Origin of the sequence: Pseudomonas sp. (assembly GCF_046581935.1) — a bacterium.
Classification (GTDB): Bacteria; Pseudomonadota; Gammaproteobacteria; order Pseudomonadales; family Pseudomonadaceae; genus Aquipseudomonas.
In genome coordinates this window covers 107,746-122,497 of sequence record NZ_JAYGFK010000028.1, presented here as the reverse complement: position 1 = coordinate 122,497, position 14,752 = coordinate 107,746, and the positions used below count along the sequence as shown (strand labels likewise).

12 protein-coding genes are annotated in these 14,752 nt (G+C 60.8%); all 12 read right to left on the bottom strand.

The window, feature by feature from the left end; genetic code table 11:
- Nucleotides 1-13: 13 nt before the first annotated feature.
- The 12 genes from VCA57_RS23000 to VCA57_RS22945 all read right to left on the bottom strand — a co-directional run bounded on the left by VCA57_RS23000 (nt 14) and on the right by VCA57_RS22945 (nt 14,741).
- Nucleotides 14-454 carry a CBS domain-containing protein gene (locus tag VCA57_RS23000; RefSeq protein ID WP_411188007.1) on the bottom strand — a complete coding sequence of 147 codons (441 nt, stop codon included), beginning with the start codon at nt 452-454 and terminating at the stop codon, nt 14-16.
- 155 nt (nt 455-609) lie between these two features.
- Nucleotides 610-717 carry a type I restriction enzyme endonuclease domain-containing protein gene (locus VCA57_RS22995; RefSeq protein ID WP_411188120.1) on the bottom strand — a complete coding sequence of 36 codons (108 nt, stop codon included), beginning with the start codon at nt 715-717 and terminating at the stop codon, nt 610-612.
- Between the two features lie 73 nt (nt 718-790).
- Nucleotides 791-2,215, bottom strand: coding sequence for a two-component system sensor histidine kinase CreC (gene creC / locus VCA57_RS22990; RefSeq protein WP_411188005.1), 1,425 nt, complete (start codon nt 2,213-2,215; stop codon nt 791-793).
- Entirely contained in the window at nt 2,215-2,901 is a 687-nt protein-coding gene (creB, locus tag VCA57_RS22985; protein ID WP_411188003.1) for a two-component system response regulator CreB, read from the bottom strand. Before creB ends, creC begins: the two co-directional genes overlap by 1 nt.
- A 237-nt stretch (nt 2,902-3,138) precedes the next feature.
- A complete protein-coding gene (locus tag VCA57_RS22980; protein WP_411188118.1) occupies nt 3,139-3,846 on the bottom strand; it encodes a methyl-accepting chemotaxis protein in 708 nt (235 codons plus the stop codon).
- 1,488 nt (nt 3,847-5,334) lie between these two features.
- A complete protein-coding gene (locus VCA57_RS22975; RefSeq protein WP_411188001.1) occupies nt 5,335-6,555 on the bottom strand; it encodes an HD-GYP domain-containing protein in 1,221 nt (406 codons plus the stop codon).
- Between the two features lie 588 nt (nt 6,556-7,143).
- A complete protein-coding gene (fdhA, locus tag VCA57_RS22970; RefSeq protein ID WP_411187999.1) occupies nt 7,144-8,343 on the bottom strand; it encodes a formaldehyde dehydrogenase, glutathione-independent in 1,200 nt (399 codons plus the stop codon).
- A gap of 200 nt (nt 8,344-8,543) precedes the next feature.
- On the bottom strand, nt 8,544-9,407 hold the full coding sequence (purU, locus tag VCA57_RS22965) for a formyltetrahydrofolate deformylase (protein WP_411187997.1): 864 nt from the start codon (nt 9,405-9,407) through the stop codon (nt 8,544-8,546).
- Between the two features lie 102 nt (nt 9,408-9,509).
- The gene (locus VCA57_RS22960) at nt 9,510-10,142 is read right to left on the bottom strand and encodes a sarcosine oxidase subunit gamma (RefSeq protein WP_411187995.1); all 633 of its coding nucleotides are present in this window, start codon (nt 10,140-10,142) and stop codon (nt 9,510-9,512) included.
- Nucleotides 10,135-13,155 carry a sarcosine oxidase subunit alpha gene (locus tag VCA57_RS22955; RefSeq protein ID WP_411187993.1) on the bottom strand — a complete coding sequence of 1,007 codons (3,021 nt, stop codon included), beginning with the start codon at nt 13,153-13,155 and terminating at the stop codon, nt 10,135-10,137. Before VCA57_RS22955 ends, VCA57_RS22960 begins: the two co-directional genes overlap by 8 nt.
- Complete coding sequence (locus VCA57_RS22950) at nt 13,152-13,478, bottom strand: sarcosine oxidase subunit delta (RefSeq protein WP_411187991.1); 327 nt, start codon at nt 13,476-13,478, stop codon at nt 13,152-13,154. Before VCA57_RS22950 ends, VCA57_RS22955 begins: the two co-directional genes overlap by 4 nt.
- A gap of 12 nt (nt 13,479-13,490) precedes the next feature.
- The gene (locus VCA57_RS22945; RefSeq protein ID WP_411187989.1) at nt 13,491-14,741 is read right to left on the bottom strand and encodes a sarcosine oxidase subunit beta family protein; all 1,251 of its coding nucleotides are present in this window, start codon (nt 14,739-14,741) and stop codon (nt 13,491-13,493) included.
- Between the last annotated feature and the right edge of the window lie 11 nt (nt 14,742-14,752).

Sequence of the window (14,752 nt, the reverse complement as noted above, 5' to 3'; positions counted from 1 at the left end):
CCCTGTTGCGCGCTCAGCCTAACTCGCCGCGAATGTACTGTTCCAGCTGCTGGATCAAGCTGGCCTGCTCGGCGATGGTGTGTTTGACCAAGTCACCAATCGACAACAGACCGATCAGTTCGCCCTCGGCCAATACCGGCAAGTGGCGCAGATGGCGGTCGGTCATCACCTGCATGCAGTCCTGGGAGGTATCGCGTGGGCTAACCGTTAAGACATCTGCGGTCATAATTTCGCTGATCGCGGTATCTGCAGCGGAACGCTCCAGCAGCACAACCTTACGCGCGTAGTCGCGTTCGCTGACGATGCCCGCCAGCCGGCCCTTGTCCAACACCACCAACGCGCCAATACCCTTTTCGGCCATCAACTGGATGGCCTCAAGCACCGACGTAGTCGGGGAAACGCTATAAACAGCGGCCTGTGGCTTGGCGCGGAGAATTTCGGCGACGGTGATCATGCAGTGGCTCCTGCTCAGTTTCTTATTGAACATTGAGAATAGTGCGCGGACTGGCGCTCGTCGCCAACCCGAAGCAACGATCAGAGCACCTAGGCGGGTTCAGCGCAACTATCGCGGCAAAGGCCGCTCAAATGCGGCCCGCACCGACATGCCAGTTACTGTGACCAATTCTGGCTAAGCACCTCGGCCTGTTTGAGTACCAACTCAATGGCTTCATCGGCCTTGTCCGGCGGGTATTTGTAGCCTGGTAGCCCGGATGTAATCCGGAAAATGTGAGCAAACGTCGGGCGCCCCGGATTGCATCCGGGCTACGGCTTGATGCGTTTAGCCGCGCATTCAGGCAGCAGGCAAGGTCAGGCACGCTGCAACTCCGCCCGCGACATTGCCGATGTGCAGCGCACCGCCGTGTAGTTGCATAACCTCCTCGACAAAGTTCAGCCCCAAACCGGTGCTCTTGCGCCCGTTAGCGGGGCGCGGCAGGGAGTAGAAGCGCTCGCTCAGGCGTGCCAGGGCGTAGTCGGGGATGGCTTCGCCTTGGTTGAATAGGCGCAGTTCGATCTGCGCACCACGCGCCTCGGCGCTAAAGCGAATTAGGCCGTAATGGGGGGTGAAGTCGAGGGCGTTATCCAGCAGGTTGGCCACGGCCTGGCGCAGCAAAAACGCTTCACCGCGCGCATTCAACTCCGCGCTGATACGGTTTTCAATCTGTAGCCCACCGGCTTCGATACGCGCCATTTGTGCCTGCAACAGGCCGTCGACTAACGCCTGCAGCGGCACAGCCACTTGCTCTTCCAAGCCCTGACGCTGTTCGACCTGAGCCAGGTGCAGCAGGCGCTCGATCAGTTGCTGCATGCGCGCGCTTTCCTGCTCGATATTGGCGACGAAGCGCTGGCGTTGCGTGGCAGGCATTTCACTGTCGAGCAATTCCGCTGCGCCGCGAATCGCCGCCAGCGGGCTTTTCAGCTCGTGAGTCAGGGTGTGTACGTAGCGCTCGACATAGGCCTTGCCTTCCAGCTCGGTGCGCATGCGCTCGATGGCTTCAGCCAGTTGCGCCAACTCGCCACCGCGCACGCTGGGCAATTCGGCGCGCTGGCCGGCGCTAACGGTTTGGGCATAGCGGGTCAGCTTGCGCAACGCGGCGCTGAGCCACCAGGACAGCAGCGCACCGATCAACAAGCCGAGTACGATCAGCCCGCCGCCGAGCCAGGCCAAACGTTGCTCGGAGCGTTCGATATAGGGCTGCAAGGTGCGATTGGGCTTGGCCACCGAGACCACGCCAATAATCTGCGCGCCATCCATGATCGGCGCGGCCACGTACATCACCGAGGAGTCGGGGTCGCTCGGGTCTTCCTTGGTTGAGCGTGCGCCGTACTCGCCGCGCAGGGTGCGCAGCACATCGTTCCAGCGCGAATAATCTTGCCCCACTGCCACGCCCGTGGAGTCGAGCAAGACGATGCCCTTGTCGTCGGTGACATAGATGCGGTGGTTGACCTGGGTTTTCTCCACGCCCCAGATATGCGCCTGCGGCTTGCGCTGACCGTAGGCGCGCAACAGCTCGGGCAAGCGGCCTTGTTGCAATCGCCCGGCCTTGACCTCATCACGCAGAATCTCCGCCAGCAGGTTGGCGGTATCGACCAAGGTTTCCTCGGTGGACTGGCGCACGCCGGGGCGAATTTCATCCATCACCGTGCTCAGCACAAACCAGCCTGCCAGCCCAACAAACAGGAAGTACGCGAGGAAGATGCGAATCCCCAAGGGCATCAGGCGTGCCTCGGTGAGTAGCTGTAACCCAGGCCGCGATGGGTCTGGATCGGCTCGGCCTCGGCGCTTACCTGGCGCAGTTTGGCGCGCAGGCTTTTGATATGGCTGTCGATGGTGCGCTCGTAGCCAACATCGGCCGCCACGCCGAGGCCGTCGAGCAGTTGCTCGCGGGAGAACACCCGTTCGGGCTGCGCCAGCAGGCTTTGCAGTAAGCGAAACTCGTGGCGCGTCAGGCTGAGTAACTGGCTGTGGTAGTGGATCTGCACACGCTCGCTATCGAGCTGGAACGGCCCGCTGGTCGGGCTCGCCGCTGGCGCTTCACGCGGCGCCATACGCTTGAGGATGGCTTTGACCCGCGCCGCCACTTCGCGCGGACTGAAGGGCTTGACCACGTAATCGTCAGCACCGATTTCCAGGCCAACCACACGGTCGATTTCCTCGCTGCGTGCGGTGAGGAAAATCACCGGCACTTCGGAGAAACGCCGCAAACGTTTGCAGGCTTCAAAGCCGCTGATATCCGGCAGCCCCACATCGAGAATCAGCAGATCAGCGGGATTACGCTGCTGCTCGGCCAAGGCTTGCTCGGCCAGGCTCAGCCAGGTGGTGGTAAAACCTTCGCTCTGCAGAGCGAAGATCAGGGTGTCGGCGATGGCGGCTTCGTCTTCAACAATCAGAATATGCGGCATGGGCGTCCTGCTCGTGGCAACTCGGCGAGGAGCCTGCGGCAGGCTATTGCGGGCGTCAAGACCAAGTGCAGAAACGTAGGGTGGGTTAGCGGCGCAAAGCATTGCGCCATCAGAACATCTACGCAGGCCAAGCGCCGCGTAACCCACCATTGCGGTTTGGCGGGTTACGGCGCATTGCGAGTTGATGTTTTTTGCCTGATCGCGGCTCGCGCCTAACCCACCCTTGCGGCTGGGCGCTCAATCAAGCTTGAAACGCGCCGTGTTCTGCGCAAGCACCTGGCTACCCTGACGCAATTGCTCGGCCGCATTGCTCACCGTCTGCGCCCCTTCGAGCAAGGCACTGGCGGCTTGGTCGACCTGCTGGATATTGCTACTGACTTCATCGGCGGTGGCTGCTTGCTGTTCGGCGGCCGTGGCAATTTGCGCCAGGCGGTCGGTCACCAGTTGCACAGACTCGACGATGGCATGCAGATCCTCGCCCATCGCCAGCACGCTGCCAACATCGCCTTCGGCCTGACGCACGGCGTCTTCCATCTGCGTCACCGACTGGCCCACCACACGGTGCAGATTGGCCACGGTGTCGGCAATTTCCGCCGTGGAGTTCTGCGTGCGTTGCGACAACGAACGCACCTCGTCAGCCACCACGGCAAAACCACGGCCTTGATCGCCGGCGCGCGCCGCTTCGATAGCCGCGTTGAGCGCCAGTAGGTTGGTTTGCTCGGCGATGCCCTTGATCACATCCACTACCCGAGTGATCTGTTCGGTTTGCGTGCGCAATTGCTGCAGAGTGGTGGCGCTATCACCCAGACGTGCGCTGAGTTGGCGCATGCTTTGGCTGGTGCGGGTGCTGCGCTGGTTGCTCTGATTAGCGATCTCGCGAGTTTGGCTGGCTTCCACCGCTGCCTGCTCACAGCTCTGCGCCACGCTTTGCGCGGTGGCGGCCATTTGTGTCGCGGCGGCGGCAATCTGGCTCATCTGCGCCTGTTGTTGCTCCACCGACTGCAAGGCGTTACGCGCCTCGCCATTAAGCATCTGCACGGTGCCGCCAAGCTGGCGACTCTGCTGGTTGACCGCCTGCATGGAGCCACGCATCTGCTCGACGGCCACATTCAAGGCCATGGCAATGCTGGCCAGGTCGTCCGCGCCATGTACCTGCATGTGTACACGTAAGTCGCCATCGCGCAGACCCTCGGCAGCCTGAATGATCACAGTAGTACTACGGCGGATCGAAGCATTTAGACAAAGCAGCACATACAGCGCCAGCAGGCTTAGCAGGCTGAAGACACCTATCACCTCGATCATCGAGTTCAGCGCGGCCTGACGGTATTCACCGAGACTGGCAGCGAACTGCTGATACAGCGCACGCTGCAGTTCTTGTAACTGGCTTTCTAGCTGGGTTACCCGCTGTATAAACTGCTCGGGCGTCACCGTCATCGGGCTGGCCTCAAAGATGTCGCGGTCGATTTCCACAAGGAAGGCTTCATAGCGCTGCAAGGTCTCGTCATAAGGCCCCTGCAACTGGCGCATCGCACGTGGCGCCTCAATGCCGAGGGTCGACTGCGCCTTGAGCAACTGGCTGTGCGACTCGTCAAGGTTACGCCGCAGATCGCGGATAGCAACCCGGCTCTGCAGGGTGAAATGCTGCGATACCACCGCGCCATAGCCCTGACTGGCAAAGCTGCCCAACTGCTCAAGCAAACGCGGCAAGGTGTAGGTCAGCTGCTCCATCATCAGGTAGGTATCGATCTGCGGATCGAGAATCAAGCCGCTGTCGGTAGCGACCTGCTCGCGCAGGGCGAGCAGGTTCAACAAGCTCTTCTGGTAACGATCAAGCGCATCCGGCAGGGCAAGTTTACCCAGCACATCAACAGTTAATTCGGGACTAGTGGTTAAAAGGCTTTGCAAATGCTGGCTCGCCTGCTCGCTGAACAGCGTCGATTTGAGCGGCGTTTCAAGCGCCTGCAAAGCGTCACCAAGTGCGGAGCCGCGTTCACGCAACAACGCCTCGGCAGCGTTTTCGGTGCCCTTCCAGCGCGCCAGCAAGGTACGCTGCCCAAGCAGTTCCTGCTGCACGGCGGCCACGCCCTGTAGGACACTGGCACCTTCAAGCTCATGGTCGATGGAGTCGAGTCGATCCAGTGCATTACTGCAGATCACCCACATCGAAAAAGCCAGCGGCAAAGCGAACAGAACAAACACCAGCTGAAACTTGCGCGCAAAGCTAAATCGCTCAAGCAGCCGCACGCCCGGTTTGAGTACTCCAGTCATACACACCTCAACCTGTGAGGCACACCAACTACAAGGGTGCACCAAAGCAAGACTAAAGCAAGAAACACGCCCAGCCGCACACCAACCGTCAATAATTTGATGTATGTAAATCCGCCGCCTGCTGCCCAGCCGGCCAATACCCCGACCGTTTAGCTCATGACAGCGTCAGAACCCAGTCCACAGGTCGTCGATATTGCGAAAGCCCCATTCCTCGGCGGACTCACGCCCGACAATCTTGTCGCGGCCCACCAGCTTGCTCAGGTCGAGAACTTCCTGAGGAATCGGGGTGCCAGACTTGGCGGAGAAGAACACTTTAACCCTGGGGGTCAGTAGGGATTTGGCCTGTTGCTCCATGACCACGCCGATACGCCCACTTTCCAGGCGAACCAGAGAGCCCACGGGGTAGATGCCGACCGTTTTAACGAAAGCCTGAAACACTATGGGGTCAAAATGGCCCTTCCACTCGGCCATTTTGCGGATCGACTCGGCGGGGTCCCAGCCCTGCTTGTAGGGCCGATTGGAAGTAACGGCGTCATACACATCACACACCGCGCCCATGCGCGCGTAGAGGCTGATCTGCTCACCTTCCAGGTGGTGCGGGTAGCCACTGCCATCGATTTTTTCGTGGTGATGCAAGCACACGTCGAGCACCAGCGCACTGACCTGCTTACTCTCCAACAGCATGCGCGAGCCCGCTTCGGGGTGATTACGCACCATGGCAAACTCACTGTCGGTGAGCTTGCCCGGCTTGTTCAGCACCTCATTGGGAACGGCCATTTTGCCGATGTCATGCAGCAGCCCAGACAGCCCCGCTTCACGCACCTGGCCCTCGTTAAGGCCCAATTGACGGGCCAGGGCAATCATCAGCGCGCAGACCGCTACGGAGTGCATGTAGGTGTATTCATCACAGCTTTTCAGGCGCGCCAAACTGATCAATGCATTCGGGTGGCGCATGATCGAGTCGGAGATTTCCTCAACCAATTCACTGGCCTGCTCGAACTGTAGCGCCTGGCCCATGCGTGCATCGCCAAACATGCTGATGATGGCGCTCTTGGAGCGGGAACACAGCTTGGCCGCACGGTTCAGTTCTTCCTCCATCGATACTGCCAAACTGACAGGCTGGCTCTGCACTGCCGCCAACAAACGGGCTTCTGCCTCTGCGGCGACTTCCTCTGCAGTGATACTCACGACACCAGCAGCAACATCCAGGCCCTTGCTGACATCAATCCATAAGTCATTGATGCTGCTGGACTTGATCCGCTGCAGGTCTTTGTCGGTTTCCAGCAGAAACTTGGCTTTCCAGAAGGGGTGATCCATCCATGCGCCACAGAACTCATGGATATGCATACCGACACGCACGTCGGCCACTGCGATGCGTTTCAACATGAACGGCACTCGATAGATTGCAAAAGCAGATTTCTAAGAAGCGTAGATGATCAAACTTAGCGCTGCGTTAAGGCTCTGCCGAAATAGTGGCACTTGGTGTTACAGACACGCCAAAACCGTTGAGGTTGATCAGCCGCCAGATGGCCAAGATGGTGTGTTTGAGCGTGCGGATTTACGCAAGTCAAAGCCTTTATAAGCGTACGCGGCAAAGCAGAATGGGTAGCGGCACCGGTCGGTGCCGCCTTGCCCCAGCAGGGCGGGAGGTCGCTATGTTGCGGTACGCGGCCCGCCCAACCTACGGGAGGACCGCACACAGTTGCATTAGGGTCTGTTGCCGTTTCATCGCGAGCCGCGTTGCTGCGAGAAATGGCCCCCGGTTAGGCGCAGGACGCCGGTAATGGTTGCTCCCTTGGCTAGTCCTGCAACAACAGCGGGGGCCATTTCCCGCGCAGCCCTGCGGGCCGGGCCAGTTTTAGCGCGATGCTGCGTTTCTCGATGACTCATTTAGCTCGCTAAACTTCGCATCTCGTGCCTTGCCTCGCGCAAAAACTGGCTCCGGCGTGGCCGCGAGTGAAGCGGCAACAGCCCCTAGGCCGCGCTGAACAGCTTATGCGGGTCAATGACGAATTTCTTCGGCACGCCGGCATCGAACTCGCCGTAACCACGCGGGGCGTCGTCCAGGCTGATGACCTGCACGCCAACCACCTCGGCGATGTTGATGCGGTCCCACATGATTGCCTGCATCAGTTGGCGGTTGTACTTCATCACCGGGGTTTGCCCGGTATGGAAGCTGTGTGACTTGGCCCAGCCGAGGCCAAAGCGAATGCTCAGGCTGCCGATTTTCGCCGCAGCGTCCACCGCACCCGGATCTTCAGTGACATAGAGACCGGGAATGCCGATCTTGCCGGCCACCCGCACCACGCCCATCAGCGAGTTAAGCACCGTCGCTGGAGCTTCATGCTGCACACCGGAATGACCGTGACCACGAGCCTCGAAGCCCACGGCATCGACGGCGCAATCGACTTCTGGCTCACCCAGTAACGCGGCGATCTGCTCATGCAGCGGCGTGTCTTGCGACAGGTCAGCAATCTCGAAACCTTGGGCCTTGGCATGCGCCAACCGCACTGGATTGACGTCACCGACGATCACCACCGCCGCACCGAGCAAGCGAGCGGACGCCGCAGCAGCCAAACCAACCGGGCCAGCCCCGGCGATATACACCGAGCTACCAGGGCCAACGCCAGCCGTTACTGCACCGTGGTAACCGGTGGGCAGAATGTCGGACAGGCAGGTCAGATCGCGGATCTTCTCCATGGCCTTGTCGCGATCCGGCAGCTTGAGCAGGTTGAAGTCGGCGTAAGGCACCAGCACATACTCGGCCTGGCCGCCGGTCCAGTCGCCCATGTCGACGTAGCCGTAGGCACCGCCGGCACGCGCCGGGTTGACGGTCAGGCAGACGCCGGTGTGTTGTTCTTTGCACGAACGGCAACGGCCGCAGGCCACGTTGAACGGCACCGAGACCAGATCGCCAATTTTCAGGTTCTCAACGTCGCGGCCCTTCTCGATCACCTCGCCGGTGATCTCGTGCCCCAGCACCAGACCGGTTTGCGCCGTGGTACGGCCACGCACCATGTGCTGGTCGGAGCCGCAGATATTGGTGGAAACCACCTTGAGAATGACCCCGTGCTCGATCTTCTTGCCGCGTGGGTCCTGCATTTTTGGATAGTCGATTTTCTGCACTTCGACCTTGCCAGCGCCGAGGTACACCACACCACGATTACCAGACATACGTATTTCTCCTTTCTATTTATTAATACAAAGACGCAACCAACGGTTGCGCGGCCTTGCTCTGGAGTATTTGCGTCTGTTGCAGGGTGGGCCGAGGGATTGGCAGTCGGTGATCCACCCGTAGTCCGGATGCAATCCGGGGTCAGTTTGTGCTGCGATAACAGCTCCCGGATTGCATCCGGGCTACAACTTGATGGTAGCTAGGCGTGCAACACCACCGTGCGACCAGCGTTGAGAAACACCCGCCGTTCGAGGTGGTAACCAATGGCTTTAGCCAGGGTCTGGCACTCGATATCACGGCCCTTGGCGATCAGGTCTTCGGGGTAATGGGCGTGGTCTACCGCCTCTACGCCCTGAGCGACAATCGGCCCTTCGTCGAGGTCATTGTTGATGTAATGGGCGGTGGCACCCACCAATTTGACGCCCTTCTCGTAGGCCTGATGGTAGGGCTTGGCCCCCTTGAAACCGGGCAGTAGCGAGTGATGGATATTGATCGCCCAGCCATCCAACTGGCGGCACAGTTCAGGTGAGAGCACTTGCATATAGCGAGCGAGCACCACCAGTTCGGCACCGCTGTCCTCTATCACCTGCAGCACCTTGCGCTCCTGCGCCGGCTTATCCGCCGGATCGAGGGGAAAGTGGTAATAGGGGATGTCGTGCCAGCGCGCCAGTGGCTCTAGATCAGGGTGGTTGGACACCACGGCGACCACATCCATGGACAAGTGGCCGATGCGCTGGCGGTACAGCAGGTCGTTGAGGCAATGGTCGGCCTTGCTGACCATCAGCACCACCTTGGCGCGGTAGCCTGGCGGGGTCAGCTCAACCTGCATACCAAAGCTGCTCAGACGCTCATCAAGCCCGGCGCGAAACGCCTGCTCGTCGAAGTCATCCGGCTGGCGAAATTCGACGCGGATAAAGAAGCGTGACGAAAGTCGATCATCAAACGAATGGTGCTCGGTGACGTAACAGCGCTGCTCGAAGAGAAAGCGCGTGACCGCATCCACCGTGCCGAGCACGCTCGGGCAGTGGGCGGTGAGAATCCAAGTATCGGGGGTGCGGCTCATGGTCGGTCCCTCGGTGGTCTGCGCCTTTGCAGTGCTCGTGGGAGGGGCTTTAGCCGCGATGGCTGCTCGCGGCTAACAGCACCTCACACAAAGAGTTGATGGTTAGGACTTGATCGCCAAACCGTACTCGGCGCTAGCGTCCTGCAGCCACAGCCAGAAGTAATCGGAGAAACTGCGGCGAACCACCAGCTCCCAGGTGTCTTCAGCGGTGTGACGGATCACCAATTGCGACTTGGCGAAATGTGTACCCACCGCCTTACCCACCGGGAAGTTGCTCGGGTGCACGTCGTAGCTGGTGGATTTCATCAGCACTTCGCGCACCTTCGCGCCGCTCAGCTCCAGCAGGGTTTGCCCGCCGCTGACGTTGACGATCGAGATGTGCTGACCGTCCAGGGCTGCACGCAGCTTCTGCTCCACGGCGAATTCAGTGCCGCTCGGCACAATCAGCAGCCACTCATCGGGGGCCAGCCATTGCAGCGAGGTCTCACCATTAGCGACCAGGCCCAGTGCGGACGGCAGTTCCAGGCCCAGCGCTTTGTGCACGCCGCCGGCGAAGGCAGGGTCTTTGCCGTCGCCACGCAGGGTCAGGTGACCGAGCAGCTTCTTCTCACGCAGGGTGACGCCAGCATTTGCCGCGCCCTTCCCCGCCAACTCGTCGAGCCCCGCATGGAACAGCGGCGACTCGGCGTGTGCAGCATCTGGACGCTGCTGATAAACATTGATCAAGTTAGACATTCTGGCGATCCCCTTTCGGGTCATAGAACACGGAGCTGACGATTTCGGCTTCGATCACGCTGCCATCCACCAACGGCGCGAATACCCGCTCGCCGATGCGTTTGAGGCCGCCCTTGACCACGCCCATGGCGAAGGAATAACCCAGCGCCGCGCTCATGTAGCTGGAGGTCACGTGGCCGACCATGCTCATCGGAATGGCCTGTTTCGGGTCGAACACCAGTTGCGCACCTTCCGGCAGTACCTTGTTTGGGTCGATGGGTTTCAGCCCAACCAACTGCTTACGCTCTTCACGCAGGCTGTCTTCACGGTTCATGCCGCGCCAGCCGATCCACGAGAACGGTTTGGTCCGCCCCACGCACCAGCCCATATTGAGGTCGTCCGGGGTTACCGAGCCGTCGGTATCCTGACCGACGATGATGAAGCCCTTCTCGGCGCGCAGTACGTGCATGGTCTCGGTGCCGTAGGGCGTCAGGCCATGTTTATTGCCGGCTTCGATGATCTTTTCCCACACGCCTAGGGCGTAGTCGGCCTGCACGTTGACTTCGTAGCTCAGCTCACCGGTAAAGGAGATGCGGAACACCCGCGCCGGCACACCGCCGACCAGGCCTTCCTTCCAGGTCATAAAGGGGAAAGCGTCCTTGTCCAGGTCGATATCCGTGACCTCGGCCAGCAGCTTGCGGCTGTTGGGGCCGGACAGGGTCATGGTCGCCCAGTGATCGGTGACTGAGGTGAAATACACCTTCAGCTCCGGCCACTCGGTCTGGTGGTAAATCTCCAGCCATTCCATCACCCGTGCGGCACCGCCGGTGGTGGTGGTCATCAGGAAGTGGTTGTCGGCCAGGCAGGCGGTTACGCCGTCGTCGAAGACCATGCCGTCTTCTTTACACATCAGGCCGTAGCGCGCCTTGCCCACATCCAGCTTGGTCCAGGCGTTGGTGTACACGCGGTTAAGAAACTCGCGGGCATCCGGGCCTTGAATGTCGATCTTACCGAGGGTCGAGGCATCCAGAATACCCACCGCGTTACGCACGGCCAGACACTCGCGGGCCACGGCGGCATGCAGGTCTTCACCGTTTTTCGGGAAGTACCACGGACGCTTCCACTGGCCAACGTCCTCGAACTCGGCACCGTTCTGCAAATGCCAAGCCTGCATTGCGGTGTAGCGTTTGGCTTCAAACAACTCCCCGCAATGACGACCGGCGACTGCGCCGAAAGTCACCGGGGTGTAGTTCGGGCGGAACATGGTGGTGCCCATCTGCGGGATGCTGATGCCAAGCGAGCGGGCGGCAATCGCCAGACCATTGATGTTGCCCAGCTTGCCTTGATCGGTACCGAAGCCCAGCGCGGTGTAGCGTTTAACGTGCTCAACCGACTCAAAGCCTTCACGCGTGGCCAGTTCGATACCGGCAGCGGTGACATCGTTTTGTAGATCGACAAATTGCTTGGGCGCACGCGCCGTCGGCTTGTCGTGCGGCACCTGGAACAGCGCCAAGGTCGGCTCTTCGATACGCGCAGCGACCTTCGGCAGGGTCGCCGACACGGCCGGATAACCGGCCTCGGCCGCCGCCGATACACCGGCTTCAAATCCATCAGCCAGGGCATCGCCAAGGCTGAATACGCCATTCACCGCGCCAGCGCACAGGCGCTTCTGGAAGCCACCCTCGCCCGGCACGAACGCCAGAATATCTTCACGCCAGGTCGGCTTGCCGCCCAGGTGCGAAGCCAGGTGCACCACCGGGCTGTAGCCGCCGGAGCTGACAATCAGGTCGCAGTCGAGCACTTCGCCGGGGCTCGTAACCTTATGGCTCTGCACATCAATGGCGCAGATGCGTGCCGCCGTGACGCGCTTGCTGCCAGCGGCTTCGACCACCGCGCTGCCAGTGAGGATGCGCACGCCACGTGCCCGCGCCTCTTCTACCCAGGTGCCGCGTGGGTTGCTGCGCGCATCGGCGACGGCTACCACCTGTAGGCCGGCGTCGAGCCAGTCGAGCACTACGCGGTAGGCGTAATCATTGTTGGTCGACAGCACCAGCTGCTTGCCCGGCGCTACGCCATAACGGCGCACGTAAGTGGACACCGCATCGGCGAGCATATTGCCCGGCACGTCATTGTTGGCGTACACCAGCGGCCGCTCGTGGGCACCGGTGGCCAGTACCACACGCTTGGCGCGTACGCGGTGCATGCGTTGACGCACCATACCCATTGGCGCGACTTCACCGAGGTGATCGGTGAGGCGCTGGTGAATGGTGAGAAAGTTATGGTCGTGGTAACCATTGACCGTGGAGCGTGGCAGCAGGGTGACATTCGCCATACCCAACAGCTCGGCAATCACCTGCGCGGCCCAATCCGCCGCCGGCATGTCGTCGAGGGTTTCCCGGCTGCTAAGCAGGCTGCCGCCGAACTCTTCCTGCTCATCGGCGAGGATCACCCGCGCACCGCTGCGCGCAGCAGCCAAGGCAGCGGCCAGACCCGCCGGGCCGGCACCCACCACCAACACATCGCAGTGCTGGTTCATATGGTCGTAGCTGTCCGGGTCCACTTCGGTCGGCGAACGGCCCAAGCCGGCAGCCTTGCGGATGTACTTCTCGTAGGTCAGCCAGAGGTTCTGCGGGTACATAAAGGTTTTGTAGTAAAAACCCGGCGGCATCATCTTGCCGCCGACTTTACCGAGAATCCCCATCAAATCGGTGTTCACACTCGGCCAGCCGTTGGTGCTGCTGGCAACCAGGCCGGCATACAGCGCCTGTTGAGTAGCGCGCACGTTAGGGATTTGCGCTGCTTCGCTGCTGCCGATTTGCAGCACGGCATTTGGCTCTTCTGCACCGGCGGCAACAATCCCGCGCGGCCGTGAGTACTTGAAGCTACGGCCGACAATATCCACACCGTTGGCCAGCAACGCAGCGGCCAGGGTGTCGCCGGCAAAGCCTTGGAAGTTCTGCCCGTTGAAGCTGAATGTCAGCGGCTGGCTGCGGTCGACGCGGCCGCCTGTAGCAAGACGATTGACCTGGCTCATGCCGTTACTCCTTGGTCGATGGCCTTTTTCTCGGCAGTGCTCGCAGCGGTGACGCTGGGCTTTTCGCCGATCTTGTAGGTTTCGAGAATTTCGTAAGTCACCGTGTGACGGGTGGCGTTGAAGTACTTGCGGCAACCGGCTGCGTGCACCCACAGCTCGTGGTGGATACCGCGCGGGTTATCGCGGAAGAACAGGTACTCGCCCCACTCCGCATCGGTGCAGGCGGCTGGGTCCAGCGGACGCGGAATATGCGCCTGGCCCTTGGCATGGAATTCTTCTTCGGAGCGCAGTTCGCCACAGTGAGGGCAAAAGATATGCAACATGGGAAAGCCCTCTTAGTGAGCGACGGCAGCAGCGCCGTGCTCGTCGATCAGTGCGCCGGTGTGGAAACGGTCGATGGAGAACGGCTTGGCCAGCGGGTGCATTTCGCCCTTGGCCAGGCTAGCGGCAAACACATGGCCCGAACCTGGCGTGGCCTTGAAGCCGCCTGTACCCCAACCGCAGTTGAAGAACAGGTTCGGCACAGGGGTCTTGGAAATGATCGGGCAGGCATCCGGCGAGGTGTCGACGATGCCGCCCCACTGGCGGTTCATGCGTACCCGCGAGAGCACCGGGAACATCTCGACGATGGCTTGCAGGGTGTGCTCAATGGTGCCGTAGGAGCCGCGCTGACCGTAGCCGTTGTAGCCGTCGATACCCGCGCCGATCACCAGGTCGCCTTTGTCTGACTGACTGATGTAACCGTGCACGGCGTTGGACATGATCACGCTGTCGATGATCGGTTTGATCGGCTCGGACACCAGCGCCTGCAGCGGATGCGATTCCAGCGGCAAGCGAAAGCCCGCGAGGCCGGCCATGTGCCCGGAGTTACCAGCAGTGACCACGCCGACGCGCTTGCCGCCGATAAAGCCCTTGTTGGTTTCCACGCCGATGCACACGCCGTTTTCCTTACGGAAACCGATCACTTCAGTCTGCTGCAGCAGGTCCACGCCCAACGCATCGGCGGCACGCGCATAGCCCCAGGCCACGGCATCGTGACGGGCCACGCCGCCACGCCGTTGCACGGTGGAGCCCATCACTGGATAGCGGGTGTTCTTGCTGCAATCCAGATACGGAATCTCCTCGGCCACCTGCTTGGCGTCCAACAGTTCTCCGTCCACACCGTTGAGGCGGTTGGCGCTGACGCGGCGCTCGGAGTCGCGCATGTCTTGCAAGGTGTGGCACAGGTTGTAGACGCCACGCTGGCTGAACATGACGTTGTAGTTGAGGTCCTGGGACAGGCCTTCCCACAGCTTCATCGCGTGTTCGTAGAGGTGCGCCGACTCATCCCACAGGTAGTTGGAGCGCACGATGGTGGTGTTCCGCGCGGTGTTACCGCCGCCCAGCCAGCCCTTCTCGATCACCGCGACGTTCTTTACGCCAAACTCTTTAGCCAGGTAATAGGCGGTGGCCAAGCCATGCCCGCCACCGCCGACGATGATCACGTCGTACACCGGCTTAGGCGTTGGGTTACGCCACATACGCTGCCAGTTTTCATGGTGGCTGAACGCGTGCTTGAACAGGCCGAAGCCGGAATAACGTTGCATGGGATGCTCCT